Raw genomic sequence first — 17,568 nt, 5'->3', positions numbered from 1 at the left:
ACGGAGGGAAAATCATGCTCGAATCGCTTGCTGCTATTTCAAGCTGCCGCCAGGCCCGATATGATGGTTTGGAGCGCCATGCTTGGCTGCAATACATTGTTTCGGCTGAGGAGCGTATCGTCAATTTTGAAAGAATTCATTCACTGCAGGAGCTGTCGCAAGCGAATCCGGTTTTGGATTATGTGGAAAGAAGCCTGCTTCTGCTCGATTCGCTGCATGTGTCGTTTTGGATGAAAGAACTGCTGGAGGAAGTGTTGATTTGGTCCGAGACGGCCAAAGGCGGGACATTGCGGGACCGCATCCGCTGGCAGGAAGAAGGGATTAATTGTTTTGTTCATAATATCGGTTCGGCGCAATTGTATTTGAAACACCAAAATGACAAGATGAGCGCTAAAACAAAGCTGATTCACAAGCTTATCGAGACTCACGGGCTTATCGGTCAACAGCTTCGGGGAGAAGTTCCGTCTAGTGAAAATTGGCCGCTAGCGGACTTGGTGAGCGAAGGTTTGGTGACGCCGGCCGAATTGGAGAATTTGCTGCAATCCCTCAATTATTGTATCATCGGGGCGGTCTCCGCCAAGCTTTGGGAGCAGGTTGAAGCTGAGGTTAAGGAGCTCATTCGTCACATCTCCGCCGGGGCGAAGGTTGCAGCGAACGATTTCAAGGACAGGCTGAGCAAGCTGCGTTCCTCCTCCATACTGCGGGGGGAAGATTTTGAGGGCGAGCTGCAAAAGCTGGAGGCCAAGGTCGATTTCCAGGCGCTGCAAAGTTTGTTCAACCACCGGACGTTCTGGTATGTGGAGCCCGCACTGCAAGATTTTTCACTGGAGCAGTTTCTGAAAATATTTTCGCTGATCGCCCGGGCAGCGGATCTTCAGGCCGTTAAGCACATCAGCTTCGAGACATTCATGAACGCGATGTACTACGACTACAAAGGCGTAAAAAAGATCAACATCTACAAAAAACGAATCATCGAAAAATATTTGGAGGAACTTTCTTGGGAACAAGTTGCGGCAGGGAGCATCGTTTCAAACAGTCCCCATCTCCGGCACCGGATCGAGAAAAAGGCGTATATCCCGGATACGGTTTTCTTTCGGTTCGAGTTCTCCGCCGCGGCTGACAAGCTGATCGAGTTTTGTGTGGAAGCGGAGAAGTCGCCGTTATACGAAAAGGCCGTGCTGCTGCTGTTCGATTTGTTCGAGCTGCGCAGAGACGCTTACGACCGTTTTCACAATGAAGAAGATTACTTGGCGACGATGAACCAAACCGCAGATTACAAAAAGATTATTTTGGACTACGTGGTCGGGCGGCGCGTCATCGATATCGGCCCGGGCGGAGGCGTTTTGCTCGATTTGATCGAGCGCCAGCTGCCGGACACAACTCCAATCGGGATCGATATTTCCACGAATGTCATCGAAGCGCTGAAGCGAAGAAAGCAGGTGGAAGGCCGCCGCTGGGAAGTGATGCAGGGAGATGCTCTGAATCTGAAAGACTACGTGGAGCCCGGGAGCATAGATACGGTTATTTTTTCGTCGATTCTTCACGAATTGTATTCCTACGTCCCTTACAACGGGAAAAAATTCAATCACGATACGATCGCCGCGGCGCTCCGGAGCGCATTTGACGTTTTGTCCGCCGGAGGGCGCATCATTATTCGCGACGGCATTATGACAGAGCCGGCGGCGGAGAAAAGGAAAATCCGCTTCCTGCAGGAAGACGGGATGTCTTGGCTGGAGCGGTATGCGCGCGATTTTGCCGGCCGGCAGATCGAATTTGAAAAGCTGAGCGGCGTTGAAGCGCTAATGCCTGTTAACGATGCCATGGAGTTTTTGTACACGTTCACATGGGGCGATGAAGCTTACGTTCACGAAGTCCAGGAACAATTCGGTTATTTCACGCCTTCCGGGTACCTTGATTTTATCCGGACAACGCTTGGCGAGCGCGCAAATGTGCTGACGAGCCGGCATTATCTCCAGGAGGGATATACCGAGGCGCTGGAAAGCAAAATCCGAATAACCGATGAAGCCGGAAATCCGGTTTCACTGCCTGACAGCACTTGTTTTATCGTCATAGAAAAAACGGGGAAATGACGTATTGACAAATCGTTTTTATATAATCATAATGATAATATCAAAATGAAATTATTTGACAGGCAGGTGATGGCGATGACCGAATCCATCGAGACCGAATCCATTTATTTCGCCGGCAAGTATCGCACACCCGACGGCGCGCCTGCCGATATCGTGATTTTTACGATCACTTCCACAGAGCGCAAAACAGCCAAGAAATCACTGCCGCTAAGGGAGTTGCAAGTGCTGCTCATTGCCAGAAAAAGTTGGCCTTTCGAAGGGCAGTGGGCTTTGCCCGGGGGATTTTCGAAGGAAACGGAATCGATTTATGAATGCGCGCGGCGCGAGCTTGAAGAAGAGACGAACGTAGGCGGTGTTCATATCGAATATTTGAATGTGTACAGCGCACCGGGCAGAGACCCGCGGGGATGGATCATTTCCCACGCTTTTTGTGCCCTTGTGAACGAGGTGGAGCTGGAAAACCGCAGAGCTGCCGACGATGCGAAGGATGTGCGTTTGTTTCCCGTATCCGAGGCGCTGCAGATGAATCTGGCGTTTGACCACAACGTTATTTTGCGGGACGCTTTGGATCAAATCCGCCACAAAATGCTGACCACGACGATCGCCAAACAATTTCTGCCCGAACAGTTTACGATCAGCGAGCTGTATCAGGTTATTCAAACGGTCGTACCGGAGTTCGAGGAGAAAAATTTCATCCGCAAAATAACTTCGACCCAGAGCCGCAAAGGGATCATCGAAGAAGTCCGGGACCGCGGCGGCGAGTTGAAAATGTCCAACCGCTACTCTCAGAGGGCCGCGCAGTTATACCGGTTTACAGACGTTCAGCCTCAGCTGTCGATTTACAGCTAGGCGTTTCTTTTTCGGATTTAATATTGTCATTTTGATAATATTATAAATACTATATTGACGGAGGGATGAACAATGAAAAAACAAACGTGGACGATGCTGGGGCTGATAGCAGCCATGCTGGCAGTCGCATATTTGACGTCATCATCAGCTTTGGAAATTGCAGCAACGATCACGGGTCTGCTATGCGTTTGGCTGACGGCCCGGGAAAACATTTGGGCTTGGCCGATCGGCCTCGTGAACGTCGTTTGCTTCTTTTATATGTTCTGGGAAGTGAAGCTTTACGCGGATATGACGCTTCAGGTTTTGTTTTTTATGTTGAGCGTCTATGGGTGGTTGATATGGCTGACAAAGCGGGGAACCGCCAAAGTACGGCCAACCAAAAGGATCGACCCGCGATTGGCGGCTTTTCTGCTCGTATTCCTGCTTGTCGTGACTTGGGCATGGGGAACGTTTTTAAAAAGCTACACCGACGCCTCGATTCCTTATGCCGATGCTTTTATCGCCACCTTAAGCGTGATTGCGCAGTATTTGCTATCGTATAAAGTTTTGGAGAACTGGTATGTGTGGATCGCGGTAGACATTTTATCGGTCGCCATGTATCTCTACAAAGGTTTGGATGCGGTCGCCTGCTTGTATCTCGTATTTCTGGGCATCGCCGTTATGGGATTGATATCGTGGAAAAAACAGTGGAACCGGCGCAGTTACGCGCAGAACAGACGGGCTGCCAACCTGGATTTCATGGAAAAGGAGTGAACAAACATGACAAAACGTACGGTAGGACTCACTTTGGGGAAGTTCGCTCCTTTTCACCGCGGACATCAATACGTCGTTGAGACAGCGCTTAAGGAAACGGATGAAGTCATCGTCATCATTTACGATTGTCCCGAAACGACGAATGTTCCGCTTCCTGTCCGCGCCGACTGGATTCGCAGGCTGTACCCTTCCGTGTCGGTGATCGAAGCATGGGACGGTCCGACGGTTGTCGGATATACGCCGGAAATCAAACGTATGCACGAACAATACGTGCTGGGCCTGCTTGGCGGCAAACGGGTGACTCATTTTTATTCGAGCGAATTGTACGGGGAGCATATGAGCGCCGCTCTGGGCGCAGTCAATCGGCAGGTCGACCCGCGCAGGGAACGTATTCCCGTCTCCGGCACGGCGGTACGCGCAAACCTTTTCGCGCAAAAAATGTATGTAGACCCGGTCGTATACAGCGACCTGATCACAAAAATCGTTTTTCTGGGCGCTCCGTCGACAGGAAAAACGACTTTGGCCGAACATATGGCCCGGCAGCATCAAACGGTCTGGATGCCCGAGTACGGAAGGGAATATTGGGCGCAGCATCAAGAGAACAGAAGGCTCACAAAAGAGCAGTTGGTCGAAATCGCCGAAGGCCACGTGGAGAGGGAAGATGCGCTGCTTCCGGATGCGCGTGAGTATTTGTTCGTAGATACGAATGCGATTACGACGTATATGTTTTCCCGCTATTATCATCGCGACGCAGCGCCGAGGCTGCGGCAGTTGGCTCAAGACGCCTCATCCCGCTACGATCTCGTATTTGTATGCGACACGGACATTCCGTATGACGATACTTGGGATCGTTCCGGCGACACGCAGCGGCATATGTTTCAAAAACAAATCATTGCAGATCTTCAAACGAGGAAAATGGCTTATTTTATGTTGAACGGAAGCTTGGAACAACGCGCGCAAAAAGTGAATAAGCTGCTGGCGGCCTTCAAGAAATGCCGCAGTTTGGAGGAACTGTTCTGAACCTCGAAAATATGTCACGTCACCCGTCAGGGTGAAGCGCATAGCATCCGTCAAGTGTGTTCCGAATCACAGTGAACAGAGGGCATTAGGCATATACTGTAAGGGAAAAGTTAAGACAGAGAGGATGATTCGAAATGGAACAACATTTTAACGGAGAAGAAAAAATCGGCGCTATCGTTTCCGACTTCCCGGGGGCGAGCAATTTATTCAAGGAAGTCCAGATCGATTTTTGCTGTGGAGGAGACCGCAGCCTCTTGGACGCGATCCGTCAAAAAAAACTGGATGAGCATGAGATTTTGCACCGGTTGAATGAAAGCTTTGCGGAAATGAAAAGCAGGAATGAAGCGAGTGAAACGGATTGGCGGGAAGAGCCGATAGCAGATTTAATCGATTACGTCGTCAATCATCATCATGCCTATTTGCGCAAAGAAATGCCGCTGCTGAGCGAATTTGTCACGAAAGTTTTTCGCGTTCACGGCGGAACTCATGTCGAGCTTTCGGCATTGCATAAACTTTTCCACCAAATGAAGATTGAATTGGATCAGCACTTGATTATGGAGGAAGAGGTGCTCTTCCCTCTGTTAAAGCAATATGCAAGCCATCCGACAGCCGAACTGCATCAACAGGCCATAAAAGGTTTGCATGAGCTGGAGTCGGATCATAGCGTTGTCGGGAATTATTTAAAGGAGATGAGAGCGGTCACGAACGGGTATGCCTTGCCGGAGGGTGCATGCAGAACGTACACCATTACTTTTCATAAATTAGGCGAGCTGGAATCGGATCTTTTTCAACATATCCATTTGGAAAACAACATTTTGTTCCCGCGAATTGAAGAACAATAGGCAGAAACAAAATTTTTCTGTGGGGGAGCGGTGTTCCCATGAAGAAACGGAGTGTCGTGATTCCGCATGAGCATGGCGGTTGGGCCATGGTCAGCGTACCGTTTTTGTTCGGAATGATGGCAGGAATGCCGCAATGGATGCATGTACCGTTATTTATGGCATGGCTTTTTCTTTATTTGTCATCGTATGCGTTCCTTCAATCTGTAAAAAGAACCGCTGACAGAAGTTACTGGGTCAGATGGGGCGTCTTCTACGGATTGGTTGCACTCGTGTGCTTGATACCTCCGCTAATTAGCGAGCCGTCGCTTTTGTATGTTGGCTTTCCTCTTGCTGCACTGCTGCTGATTAATATATGGCATGCAAAGCGCAAATCGGAAAGAGCGATGGTGAATGACCTGTGCGCCGTCCTCATTTTTTCCATCGGAGGCGCAGCTGCTTACCTGCTCGGCGGGGGAGGATGGGATCAAACGATGGCGGCGGTCGTTTTGTTCAGCTTTTTGCATTTTACGGGCAGCGTTTTTTTCGTAAAGTCAGTATTTCGCGAAAGAACGAATAAACGTTGGCTCGCCTATGCGCGCGTATACCACGGGTTATTGCTCATCGTTCCGTGGGCGGTCGGATATCCTTTGCTGACCGCTTCTTATTTGTTTTCAGCAGCGCGAACTTTCGCTTTTGCAGGTAAATCGCTGCGTCCATGGTCGGTGGGGATCATCGAAATCGTGGCTGCCCTGCAATTTTTGCTGCTGTCCGCATACTTGTTTTAAGTGAGTTTCTCACATCTGAATCGGATCTGCGTGCAAGAACATCCCCTGTCTTCCTCAGGTTTAACGGTGTTTATCGGATCGGTGACGTGACGAACATCACAACAATTTCAATCCATCTATGATAAAGTTAGCATCGGCTAAGATCATGGAAGAAATGAGGGAGAGGTTATTGTCGATATTGCCGCAAAAAAACGAACTTGGCTTTTACGAGATTCGATTGGAGTCGATTGGCGGGCTTGGCGCAAACCTTGCGGGTAAAATGCTGGCGGAAGTCGGCGTGATTGGCCATGGCTTGAACGGCTCGAACTTTTCATCATACGGTTCCGAAAAGAAAGGCTCGCCGGTCAAAAGCTTTGTCCGCTATTGCGACCCGGACGTCGAAATTCGCGATCATAGCCCGATCGAGCGTCCGCATGTCATCGGCGTTTTTCACGAGACGCTGTATAAAATGATAGACGTCGTAAGCGGGCTGCGTCCGAATGGCGTCGTTCTCGTCAATTCCGCGCGCGATTTCGCGCAGGTTGCCAAGGATTTGGGGCTGCGAACGGGAACATTGGCGATCGTGGATGCGCTTGGCATCGCTGTGGAGGAGAAGACGAAGGTAAATACGGCGATGCTTGGGGCCTTGTTCCGTATCTGCGATTTTCTCGATCCGGAGTCGATGAGGACCGTTATCCGCAAAACGTTCGAGAAAAAGGTGCCTCATCTGGTAGAGCCGAATTTGCGTACGTTTGACCGCGGATTTGCCGAGGTTCGCTTCGAAAGCCTGCATGCCGAAGGCTCAGGGGAAGCGGTCTACCGCCGCCCCGAGCCGGCCCTTGGCTATTTGACACAGGAGCCGGGAGGCATTTTAACGGTTGCCGCCAACAGCGTGCTCAAAAATTTAAGCGGCTCGCGTCAAGGCTATTTGCCGGAGTATCGCGAGGATGCTTGTATTCATTGCGCAGCTTGCGACACGGTATGTCCGGATTTTTGCTTTGTATGGGAAAAACGGCCGGATAAGAGAGGCAACCCGCAGATGTACTTAACGGGCATCGACTACCAATATTGCAAAGGCTGTTTGAAATGCGTTGAAGCTTGCCCGACGGATGCGCTTGGCGATTTGCGGGAAGAACCAGGTTATGCGGAGCTTCACCGTGCAGCTCAGCGTTTTCCTTATGCGACGGGAGGGCGAGTTTAATGTCAGTCAAAGAAAATGAGCAGCACGTACAACTGCAAACAACTGCGGCCGAACAACGGACCGTATTCGAATCCGGCAATGAGATGGCGGCGATGGCCGCCGCCCAAATCAACTATCATGTCATGGGCTACTTTCCGATTACACCGTCGACTGAGATCGCTCAATATTTGGATATGATGAAGGCGCGCGGTGAACACGACATCAAGCTCATTCCGGCGGATGGGGAGCATGGGTCCGCAGGAATTTGCTACGGCGCCGCCGCAGCGGGGGCGAGGGTATTTAACGCGACGAGCGCGAACGGCTTTTTGTATATGATCGAGCAGCTGCCTGTGCAGGCCGGGACGCGATTCCCAATGGTCATGAATCTGGTAACCCGCGCGGTGAGCGGGCCGCTTGACATTCGCGGAGATCATTCCGACTTGTATTACGGCCTCAATACCGGCTGGGTCATCCTGACAGCGCGCACGCCGCAGGCCGTCTATGACATGAACATCATGGCGCTGCGCATTGCGGAGCATGCGGATGTAAGACTTCCCGTCATCGTGGCGTACGACGGATTTTTCACCTCGCACCAAAAGCGCAAAGTGCAGGTTTTCGCCAACCGCAGAACGGTACAGCAGTTCGTCGGCGAGACAGCGCCCGCATCTCCTCATGTGCTCGATCCCGCCAAGCCGGTCGTCATCGGTGCATACATGAATGGGGACGATTTGATCAATAACCACTTTCAGCAGTCGGAAGCGATGCATCGAGCAGGAGAAGTATTCCGGGAAGTGGCGGATGAATACGCGGGGGTGTCCGGCCGATCCTACGGTACATTGGATTTGTACAAGATGGAGGATGCCGAGGTGGCATTGTTCCTGCTCAATTCGGCCGCCGAATCGGCGAAGGATGTCGTCGACCGGCTGCGTGCGCAAGGCATCAAAGCGGGGGTCGTCAGCCCGAATATGCTGCGGCCGTTCCCGGCCGAAGACATCCGGGACGCTGTTCGCGGGGTGAAGGCGATGCTCATCGGCGAACGGGCGGATTCGTACGGCGCGAATGGGGCGAATTTGACCCATGAGGTCAAATCGGCGCTGCAGGACGATAAAGACAACCGTACGATCGTTCTTTCCCGCATCTTCGGCGTCGGGGGCAAAGATTTCTACGCTGACGATGCCGAAAATTTGTTCCGGTTGGCGATTGAGGCCATGGAACGCGGAGCGGCGGAAGTTCCTTTCGACTATTACGGCCATTCGGCATTGGGGTCCGGGCAAAAGCTTGAGCCGGTGCTTGAGCCGATGCACGGTTCCATGTTCAAGTCCGGCCTCATTCAAGTAACGGAAAACGAAGAGACCGGCAAGCTGAAAGTGCGTATTCCGCCATTGCGCGCACTGACCGGGAAGCCGAAACGGATCGCCTCCGGGCATGGCGCTTGTCCAGGCTGCGGCATTTTCCCGGGACTGGAGCTGTTTTTTAAAGGCATCGAAGGAGATGTCGTCACACTGTTTCAAACCGGCTGCGCTTATATAACGACGACCGGGTATCCATACAATTCCCACAAGCAAAGCTTCATCCACAATTTGTTCCAGAACGGACCGGCGACGTTGTCCGGAACGGTTGAAGCGTTCCTGGAACGGAAGCGGCGCGGGGAGATCGAGCTGCCCGATGACTTTACGTTCGTTATGGTGACCGGCGACGGCGGCATGGATATCGGGATGGGCTCGGCGATCGGTACGGCGCTTCGAAATCATAAGATGATCGTCTTGGAATACGACAACGGGGGTTACATGAATACGGGGGCGCAGCTGTCTTATTCGACACCGATCGGGCACATGACGAGCACGTCAGGCGTAGGCAAGAATCAGCAGGGCAAGCCGTTCCATCACAAGGATACGCCGCAAATTATGGCGGCTACGAACATTCCTTATATTTTCACGGGAACTGAGGCTTATCCGCAGGATCTCGTGATGAAAGCCGCCAAAGCGCAATGGTATGCGCAAAACGAAGGCATGGTTTACGGAAAGCTGCTGATCGCTTGCCCGCTGAACTGGAAATCGGACGACCGTTACGGTGAGAACATTATCAAAGCGGCAGTCGACTCCTGCTTCTTCCCGCTGTACGAAGTAGAGCGCGGCGTTACAACGATCACCTACGATCCGGAGGCCAAAGGCAAAAAAGCGGCGATCTCGGAATGGCTGCGTTATATGGGCAAAACGAAGCATTTGCTCAAGGAGGAGAACAGCGGTCTGCTTGACCAATTTGAGCGCGAAGTGGAGCGGCGGTGGCAGAAATTGAAGGCCAAGCACGACAACCCGTATTTGTAAAAATGAGCATGAGCCTGTTTGCTAAAATGAGAGATTCAGATAGGTTGTGAACTGGAATGTCGGATCACTGGGTTCCTTCCCGCTTTACTCGCAGCGTGCGAATCGATGGCAAAGGCAGGATGCTTTACAACACCTATACCGGAGCGATGGCGGCCGTCCCGCCCGAGGAAGAAGCGGAAGCATGCCGCTTGCTTGAGGGAAGGGAAGCGATAGCGGCATCGGCGGGATTAGCGGCCGAATTGCGCGAAGCCGGCTTTCTTGTGCCGGCAATGACGGATGAGCTGCGGCAAGCGCAGCAGCTTCACGATGCCCAGAAGGAAGCGGCATCCATGCACCTTGTGATCATGCCGACCGAAGCATGCAATTTCCGCTGTGCGTATTGCTATCAATCTTTCCCCCGGGGAGCGATGAGCCGGGAGACGATTAACGGTCTTAAGGCTTACGTCCGGGAGGCAGCGGCCCGGATCGATCATCTGTCGGTCAGTTGGTTCGGAGGCGAACCGCTGCTTGTGCCCGGCACGATCGTTGAACTATCCGATTGCTTCATGGCAAGCTGTTCGCGGACCGGCGCCGGCTATTCGGCTGACATGTCAACCAACGGGTATTATTTGACCAAGGAGCGGCTGAGGCAGCTGCTGGACCGGAACATTACCCGATACATGGTTACATTGGATGGAACTGCTGCGGTTCACGATCAGCGAAGAAGGCTGCTTGGCGGCGGGAAAACGTATGAAACGATTATCGGAAATTTGCTGGAACTGCGCAGCCTCGACGCTTCGTTTACGATGGATCTTCGCGTCAACTTTGACGCAGATAATGTGGAGGAAGTACCCGGTTTTCTCAAGCAGTTGTCCGAATGGTTTGGAGGCGACAGCCGGTTTCAGCTCCTGGTCAGACCGATTGGCCGTTGGGGCGGACCACAGGACGATCGGATTCCCGTTTGTGACAGGACGGCGTCCGATAAGCACCTCTGGGAAATGATGGATTACGGCTTGGAACAAGGGCTGGCTGTTAGCGAGACGATTGCAGACGCACTTATGCCTTCGGGGTCCGTATGTTATGCCGCCAAGCCTAATTCGCTTGTCATTGGGGCGGACGGACAGCTGTATAAATGCTCCGTCGCATTCGATGACGAGATAAATCAAGTCGGAAGGCTGTCCAAGGATGGGCGTATGGAGCTCGATATGGACAAATTATCGCTATGGACAAGCTCGGGCGAAGACAAGGATGCGGTATGCCGCTCTTGTTTTTTTCGCCCTGCCTGCCAGGGCAACCATTGTCCGTTATATCGGATGCGCACGGGAAGACGGCCTTGTCCGCATGAGAAAAGGAAAATGAAGCGAGTGTTGAGCCTGCTATGGAAACAGGCAGATCGACACAAGGGAGGCGAATCAGGGGATGAAGCTTATTAGACCTGCCGTAACATCGGCTCAAGCATTGAAGTCCGGGAAAATTTTGAAATCGGTGCCCGGGAATTTGAAATAAAACCCATGATGTTTGAAAAGCGCGAAAGGAGGGACCACATGTCGTTCTTAGTCAAAGAACGAGATTATAACGACAATCCGTTTATCGTCATTTGGGAGGTAACCCGGGCGTGCGCCTTGAAATGTTTGCATTGCCGGGCGGAAGCGCAGTATAAGGCGGATGCCCGGCAGCTTACGTTTGAGGAAGGGAAACGGTTGATCGACAGCATTGCGGAGATGGACCATCCGCTTTTCGTGTTCACCGGGGGAGATCCGCTAATGCGGCCCGATTTGTTCGAACTTGCCCGATATGCGATCGATCGGAAGAAGCTGTCTGTCTCCATGACGCCTAGCGCAACGCCAAAAGTAACGCGCGAAGCGATTCGAACAGCCAAGGAGGTTGGATTGTCTCGTTGGGCCTTCAGTCTGGATGGGTCGCGCGCAGACATACATGATCATTTTCGAGGAACGAAGGGGTCCTACGATCTAACGATGAGAGGCATCGATTATTTGCAGGAATTGCAAATTCCAATCCAAGTGAATACGACGGTCTCGAAGTACAATCTCCACGATCTTGAGGCAATTGCAGAGAAGGTTAAAGAGATGGGAGCGGTGCTTTGGAGCGTTTTTTTTCTGGTGCCGACCGGTCGCGGGATGGAAAAAGATATGATTTCCCCGGCGCAGCACGAAGATGTCATGAAATGGCTATGCCGGGTTCAGCAAAGCATGCCATACGGCGTCAAAGCAACGGAAGCGCCGCATTACCGCAGAGTATTCCTGCAAGAGCAGCGGCGTTTGGGAGCAAATCAAGCCCAAGCAGGCGTAAAACGTGCGGATGTGCTCGGTCGTGCGCATAAAGGGGTCAATGACGGGGATGGCTTCGTCTTCATCAGCCATATCGGCGATGTTTATCCTAGCGGTTTCCTGCCTGTAAGCTGCGGGAATGTCCGTGAGCAGGCACTGACGGACATTTATCGCAATTCTCCCGTTTTGAAGCAGCTGCGCGACAAGTCGTTGTTAAAGGGCAAATGCGGAGTTTGCGAATTCAAGGAGCTTTGCGGCGGCTCCAGAGCCAGAGCCTATGCGGCAACGGGTGATTATTTGGAAAGCGATCCTTATTGCGCTTATGTGCCGAAAGCGTGGGAGAATCAGGCTTATTAAAAAATGGATACAGAAATTTATCAAAAGACTGCTTATGGCGGCCTTTTTCTTTTTTTGTTTACTAAATAAATCTCGTTTTATATAATGATCTATGATTTATATCATTTATAACTAAATATATTTAATTATAAAATACATATCAGCACGATTCTACAAGATAGGAGAAAATAGATGAAAACCAACAGATCCCTTTTAACCTTATTCGTATGTGCTTTGCTGCTAGTGCTCTCGCTGAGCGGTTGCGGCAGCGCTGCGAATACAACCAAAGAACCTCAGACCGAGGCGCAAGCCGGCGAGTCCGCCCGTCAAACTTATACCATTGTCGATCAACTGGGCCGCACTGTAGAAATTCCTCAACATGTCAAAAGAATCGTTGCTCTGCAGCATCACACTTTGGATATTATGCTTGAACTGCAAGCTCAAGATAAGCTCGTAGGGGTGATGAGCGATTGGGAAAGCTTGCTCGGCAGTTATGTCGGGGATGTTTTTCCGGGAATCAAGAACTTGAAAACGCCGGGAACCATTTCGGATTTGAATGTGGAAGCTGTCGCTGATTTGAAGCCTGATGTCGTATTTATTTCCAACCAGGTGCCGAAAAAGACGATCGCGCAGCTTGAACAACTCGGCATACCTGTCGTAGGCATTACCTTATATGTGGCGGATAAAGAGCAGGCTTCGACGATACATCCCGATCTTGTCAATCCGGACGAGGCGTATACCGAAGGACTCAAACAAGCGATGACCCTTATTGGCCAAATTACGGACAAGAAAGAGAAAGCTTCCGAATTGTGGGATTATATCGTAAGCAATCGGGCTATCGTATCCAAACACCTCCGTGAAATCCCGGAGAAGGATAGAATCAAAGTGTACATGGCTAACGAGAATATGTACACGTACGGAACGGGCAAATATGTTGGCGTTGCTATGGCCAAAGCCGGCGCCCGCAACGTTGCGGAAACGATTAAAGGATACAAGCAGGTGAGCGTCGAGCAGGTTGCGCAGTGGAATCCCGATGTCATCTTTGTGCAAAGCCGCTATTTGTTCGTATTGGATGAAATAAGAAAAAACAGCGCATGGGCTGAAATCAGTGCGGTCAAGAACAACAAGCTGATCATTGTGCCGGACTATACGAAACCTTGGGGGAATCCGGCACCGGAATCGATGGCCTTGGGAGAAATCTGGCTGGCGAAAACATTGTATCCGGAAGCTTTTAAAGACGTGGACCTGGGCGCGATGGTGCAATATTTTTACAAACACTTTTACGGCATCGATTATAAAGAATAGCGAAATTTGTTGCGGAAAGGAAAGAACCATGCGCCATGTCCAACGCGGTGAAACGTTATAAGTTTGAAAGAAACAAGATGCCCAAGCTGATGGGGGTGATCTTGGTCGCTCTACCGGCAGTCATTTTCGTTCTATCTCTGATGATGGGAAAATATGATGTCGGGGCAGGGGAAGTATGCCAAATTCTTTTGAGCAAAATGTTCCCTCTGGAAAAAACCTGGGCATCTTTAACGGAAAATATCATTCTGGAAGTACGGCTTCCGCGTGTCATTGCCGCCATGCTCGTCGGCGCCGGGCTAGCGGTGTCGGGCGCTGTTTTCCAGGGTATTTTCCGGAATCCGTTAGCGTCGCCATACACGCTTGGCGTTTCCAACGGTGCCGGATTTGGCGCTGCTTTGGCCATCCTTTTGATGAATCGTTCATGGGCCGTGCAAGCTTTCGCGTTGATCTTTAGTCTCGTTTCCGTAGGCTTGACATTTTTGCTGAGCTCTAGAGCCAGAAACTCCGCCATTACTTTGGTTTTAGGCGGGGTTATTGTCGGGTCTTTATTTTCGGCGCTTGTCTCGCTTATCAAATTTGTAGCGGATCCCCTTGACAAACTTCCTGCGATTGTATTTTGGCTGATGGGGAGCTTGTCGTCCGTCAGCACGTCGATGCTTTTGGCAGCGCTGCCTTTGTCTGTTATTTGCATCGTTGTTATTTGGCTGTTTCGTTGGCGGCTGAATGTATTAAGTTTGGGCGACGAAGAGGCGAAATCTTACGGCGTAGACGTCAGACGAGACCGAATCATGATCATTGTCTGCTGCAGTATGTTAACCGCCGCCGCTGTCAGCATTGCAGGTGTAATAGGCTGGGTCGGGCTGATCATTCCCCACTTGGGAAGAATGCTGGTCGGACCTGATTTCAGAAAGCTGCTGCCTGTCTGCATTTGCCTCGGCTCTTCTTATCTGCTGCTTATCGATGATTTGTGCAGAGCCTTGACAACGGTAGAAGTGCCTTTGGGCGTTATAACCGCAATGGTAGGCACGCCTTTGTTCGCTTACTTCATGCTCAGGGAGAAGGTGAACTGGTAATGAAAATAAGGGCGGACAACATCGCCTTTCAATACAAAGACGGCCGGCCAATATTTCATGACATTTCATTCGAAGTCACTTCGCCAAACGTGCTGTGCATTCTTGGATCCAATGGCGCAGGCAAAAGCACGCTGCTCAAATGCTTGGTCAATCAGCACAAACCGACAAAAGGACAAGTGTATTACGATGACAAGCCCGTTCAAAGCTACACGAACAAACAATTGGCCTCTTGTATGGCTTACATTCCGCAGATGCATGCCCCGACGTTCCCCTTTTCCGTACTGGATGTAGTGATGATGGGACGAACGGCCCATTTTGGCTATTTGGCGTCTCCGGGGAAAAGAGATATGACGATTGCTATGGACAATCTGAGTTTTTTGGGGATCGAGCATTTGGCCGGGCAGCCGTATACCCACATTTCAGGCGGCGAGCGTCAACTCGTGATGATGGCCGCCGCTTTAACCCAGCAACCGCAAATACTGCTGCTGGATGAACCGACCGCACATCTGGATTTTGGCAACCAGTTTCGTTTTCTGCAGGTCATAAAAACATTGAAAAACAAGGGAGTCGGAATCATGATGACGTCCCATTGCCCGGATCATGCTTTGGAAGCTGCCGATTATGTGGCTGTGATGAAGCATGGCAGTTTTGTTCATTATGGAGAGCCTGACGCAGTGATCACGCAGAAAAACATGGAGGAACTTTACGATATCCCTGTTCGAATGATTGCTATAGAAGGCAAAGAGAAAAGGAACTGTATAGCCGGAGCCTGAAAGGAGGCATCGAATGATGCAAGAACGGATTGACAGCTATTGGACAGGGCGTGCCGACGAATTCAGCGGGCTGCGGCTTGACGATTTTAAAAGCGATTTGCGCCATAAATACACGGAAGTTATTCAGGAACGCATCCCCCATTCCGGTCCTGTAAGAGTTCTTGACCTGGGCACAGGCGCCGGATTTTTTGCTTTTATTATGACTGACCTGGGCTGCGACGTTACCGGCATTGATTACTCAACCGCGATGCTGAGAAATGCCGAGACAAATGCAATAAATCTGGGCTATAACGGGATCACCTTCCGGCAGATGGATGCCCATCATCTTGGTTTTCCCGACGCAAGTTTCGATTTCATTATTACCCGCAATGTGACGTGGACGCTGCATGACCCTCATCAAGCATATCGCGAAATGTACCGCGTGCTCGCGCCCGGCGGCAGTATTTTGAATTTTGACGCCAACTATGGCCAAGCCTTCAAGCAAGCCGATGAAAAAGGGGAGCGTGTATGCCATCCGACGCAAACCCAGGAACAACTGAAGGAACGCAATGTCATTGCCAAATCGTTATACATTTGCGAAAAAAATCGTCCTCAGTGGGATGTGGAAGTTTTGCTCTCACTCGGTATGACATACATCGAAGTGGATCTGGATATCCAAAAACGGCTCCATGACGACAAAAACCGCTATGGCAGCTATACTTCCGTCTCCAAAAGCGTGACCTCACCGCTGTTCATGGTGCATGCAAGGAAATAATGTGATGTAACCCTGCTCAATTGTGCACGAAAAGTCGGATAGTGCCGTGCCGCTTCTGCTATGTTATATATACAGGGAGGAGGTGCGCATGAATTTGCTTGAGCACATGAATCGGGCGTTAAACTATATCGAAGAAAATGTTACGCATGAGATTGACTTCAAAGAAGTGGCAAAGCTGGCTTTTTGTTCGGAATTTCATTTTAAAAGAATGTTTTCGCTGCTTGCAGGCGTAACACTGTCCGAGTACGTTCGCCGCAGGCGCCTTACGCTTGCAGCGTTTGAGCTCAACAATAGCCGCATGAGAATCATTGACGTTGCGGTCAAATACGGGTACAATTCGCCGGACTCTTTTACAAGAGCGTTCCAAAGCGTACATGGCATTACGCCGACTGAGGCCAGAATGACCGGCCAATCTTTGAAAGCTTATCTTCGGATGACTTTTCAACTATCTGTCAAAGGAGGGGAAGAAATGAACTATCGGATGGAAGAAAAAGCTCCTTTTCGTATCATTGGCATCAAGAAAAGGGTCCCCATTATATTCCATGGGGTTAATCCGGAGATTGCTTCCATGTGGAAAAGCTTAAACGATGAGGCGATCAGCGATCTTAAGAAGCTGTCTGACGTATCGCCACCCGGGCTGCTAAACGCATCCGTGAACTTTTCCGAAGGGCGGATGAATGAACAAGGAGAGCTGGACCATTACATCGGCGTGGCGTCAACGGAGGAGTGTCCTGATCGTTGGTCATGCCTTGAAGTTCCCGCCTCGTCATGGGCTGTATTTACGGCGGTGGGGCCGTTTCCCGGTACGCTGCAGGAGGTGTGGGGCCGCATTTATTCCGAATGGTTTCCGTCCTCGGGCTATGAACAAACAAACGGGCCGGAGATTTTGTGGAACGAAAACAAAGATGTCGCGTCCCCGACTTTTAAAAGCGAAATATGGATACCCGTATGTAAAAAGTAAACGATCCATGAAGCGGCAATGGCGGAGAAATCGCCAAATGTACTTCAGCATGCATGCCGCAAAGTCGCGGGTTTTTACGCAACCGCAATCGGTTCGAACGAATGATAAGCTGCCGCTCCCGCGAGGAGCGGTTTTTTTTGCGAAAAACCTCGTTCGTCTGAGGGCTCGGGAAAGCTTATGGCTATGAGAAGACATCCCTTGAACACGCATGATGAGAGGGGGGCGGTCTAGGGCCGGTCTGCCAACCGCTACCGCTTGCGAATCGTGGAAATCTGCTCGAAATTTCATACAGAAATTG

The 17,568-nt window shown here is 50.9% G+C and carries 15 protein-coding genes; all 15 read left to right on the top strand.

All coding sequences use genetic code 11. The annotated features are described in order from the left end of the window. The first annotated feature begins 14 nt into the window (after nt 1–14). The 15 genes from AC3G2T_RS16625 to AC3G2T_RS16555 all read left to right on the top strand — a co-directional run bounded on the left by AC3G2T_RS16625 (nt 15) and on the right by AC3G2T_RS16555 (nt 17,270). Nucleotides 15–2,090 (top strand): class I SAM-dependent methyltransferase, encoded by a 2,076-nt coding sequence (locus AC3G2T_RS16625; protein ID WP_488436213.1) that lies wholly within the window; start codon nt 15–17, stop codon nt 2,088–2,090. 45 nt (nt 2,091–2,135) lie between these two features. After that, entirely contained in the window at nt 2,136–2,939 is an 804-nt protein-coding gene (locus AC3G2T_RS16620) for an NUDIX domain-containing protein (RefSeq protein ID WP_488436212.1), read from the top strand. A 72-nt stretch (nt 2,940–3,011) separates the two neighbouring features. Further along, nucleotides 3,012–3,692 carry a nicotinamide riboside transporter PnuC gene (pnuC, locus tag AC3G2T_RS16615; protein WP_488436211.1) on the top strand — a complete coding sequence of 227 codons (681 nt, stop codon included), beginning with the start codon at nt 3,012–3,014 and terminating at the stop codon, nt 3,690–3,692. 6 nt (nt 3,693–3,698) lie between these two features. Beyond that, entirely contained in the window at nt 3,699–4,712 is a 1,014-nt protein-coding gene (locus AC3G2T_RS16610) for an AAA family ATPase (protein WP_488436210.1), read from the top strand. A gap of 134 nt (nt 4,713–4,846) precedes the next feature. Beyond that, nucleotides 4,847–5,554, top strand: a complete 708-nt coding sequence (gene ric, locus AC3G2T_RS16605; RefSeq protein ID WP_474681887.1) for an iron-sulfur cluster repair di-iron protein — start codon at nt 4,847–4,849, stop codon at nt 5,552–5,554. A gap of 38 nt (nt 5,555–5,592) precedes the next feature. After that, entirely contained in the window at nt 5,593–6,318 is a 726-nt protein-coding gene (locus tag AC3G2T_RS16600; protein WP_488436209.1) for a YwiC-like family protein, read from the top strand. A 169-nt stretch (nt 6,319–6,487) separates the two neighbouring features. Next, on the top strand, nt 6,488–7,498 hold the full coding sequence (locus AC3G2T_RS16595; RefSeq protein ID WP_488436208.1) for a 2-oxoacid:acceptor oxidoreductase family protein: 1,011 nt from the start codon (nt 6,488–6,490) through the stop codon (nt 7,496–7,498). After that, nucleotides 7,498–9,801 (top strand): thiamine pyrophosphate-dependent enzyme, encoded by a 2,304-nt coding sequence (locus AC3G2T_RS16590; RefSeq protein ID WP_488436207.1) that lies wholly within the window; start codon nt 7,498–7,500, stop codon nt 9,799–9,801. The genes AC3G2T_RS16595 and AC3G2T_RS16590 overlap by 1 nt, the downstream gene beginning before the upstream one ends. Before the next feature lie 56 nt (nt 9,802–9,857). Continuing rightward, complete coding sequence (locus AC3G2T_RS16585) at nt 9,858–11,213, top strand: radical SAM protein (protein ID WP_488436206.1); 1,356 nt, start codon at nt 9,858–9,860, stop codon at nt 11,211–11,213. 111 nt (nt 11,214–11,324) lie between these two features. Further along, entirely contained in the window at nt 11,325–12,425 is a 1,101-nt protein-coding gene (locus AC3G2T_RS16580; protein ID WP_488436205.1) for a TIGR04053 family radical SAM/SPASM domain-containing protein, read from the top strand. A 171-nt stretch (nt 12,426–12,596) separates the two neighbouring features. Then, nucleotides 12,597–13,709, top strand: coding sequence for an ABC transporter substrate-binding protein (locus AC3G2T_RS16575; RefSeq protein WP_488436204.1), 1,113 nt, complete (start codon nt 12,597–12,599; stop codon nt 13,707–13,709). A 35-nt stretch (nt 13,710–13,744) separates the two neighbouring features. Further along, nucleotides 13,745–14,782: a FecCD family ABC transporter permease gene (locus AC3G2T_RS16570; protein WP_488436203.1), complete on the top strand. Its 1,038-nt coding sequence runs from the start codon at nt 13,745–13,747 to the stop codon at nt 14,780–14,782. Further along, the gene (locus AC3G2T_RS16565) at nt 14,782–15,555 is read left to right on the top strand and encodes an ABC transporter ATP-binding protein (protein ID WP_488436202.1); all 774 of its coding nucleotides are present in this window, start codon (nt 14,782–14,784) and stop codon (nt 15,553–15,555) included. Before AC3G2T_RS16570 ends, AC3G2T_RS16565 begins: the two co-directional genes overlap by 1 nt. A 13-nt stretch (nt 15,556–15,568) precedes the next feature. Further along, entirely contained in the window at nt 15,569–16,309 is a 741-nt protein-coding gene (locus tag AC3G2T_RS16560; protein ID WP_488436201.1) for a class I SAM-dependent methyltransferase, read from the top strand. A gap of 88 nt (nt 16,310–16,397) precedes the next feature. Then, nucleotides 16,398–17,270: an AraC family transcriptional regulator gene (locus AC3G2T_RS16555; RefSeq protein ID WP_488436200.1), complete on the top strand. Its 873-nt coding sequence runs from the start codon at nt 16,398–16,400 to the stop codon at nt 17,268–17,270. Nucleotides 17,271–17,568: the final 298 nt, after the last annotated feature.

The sequence above is a fragment of the Paenibacillus sp. sgz302191 genome, assembly GCF_057749925.1.
Note: the sequence above shows the minus strand (reverse complement) of the source record. Positions and strands in the feature narration are given on the sequence as shown.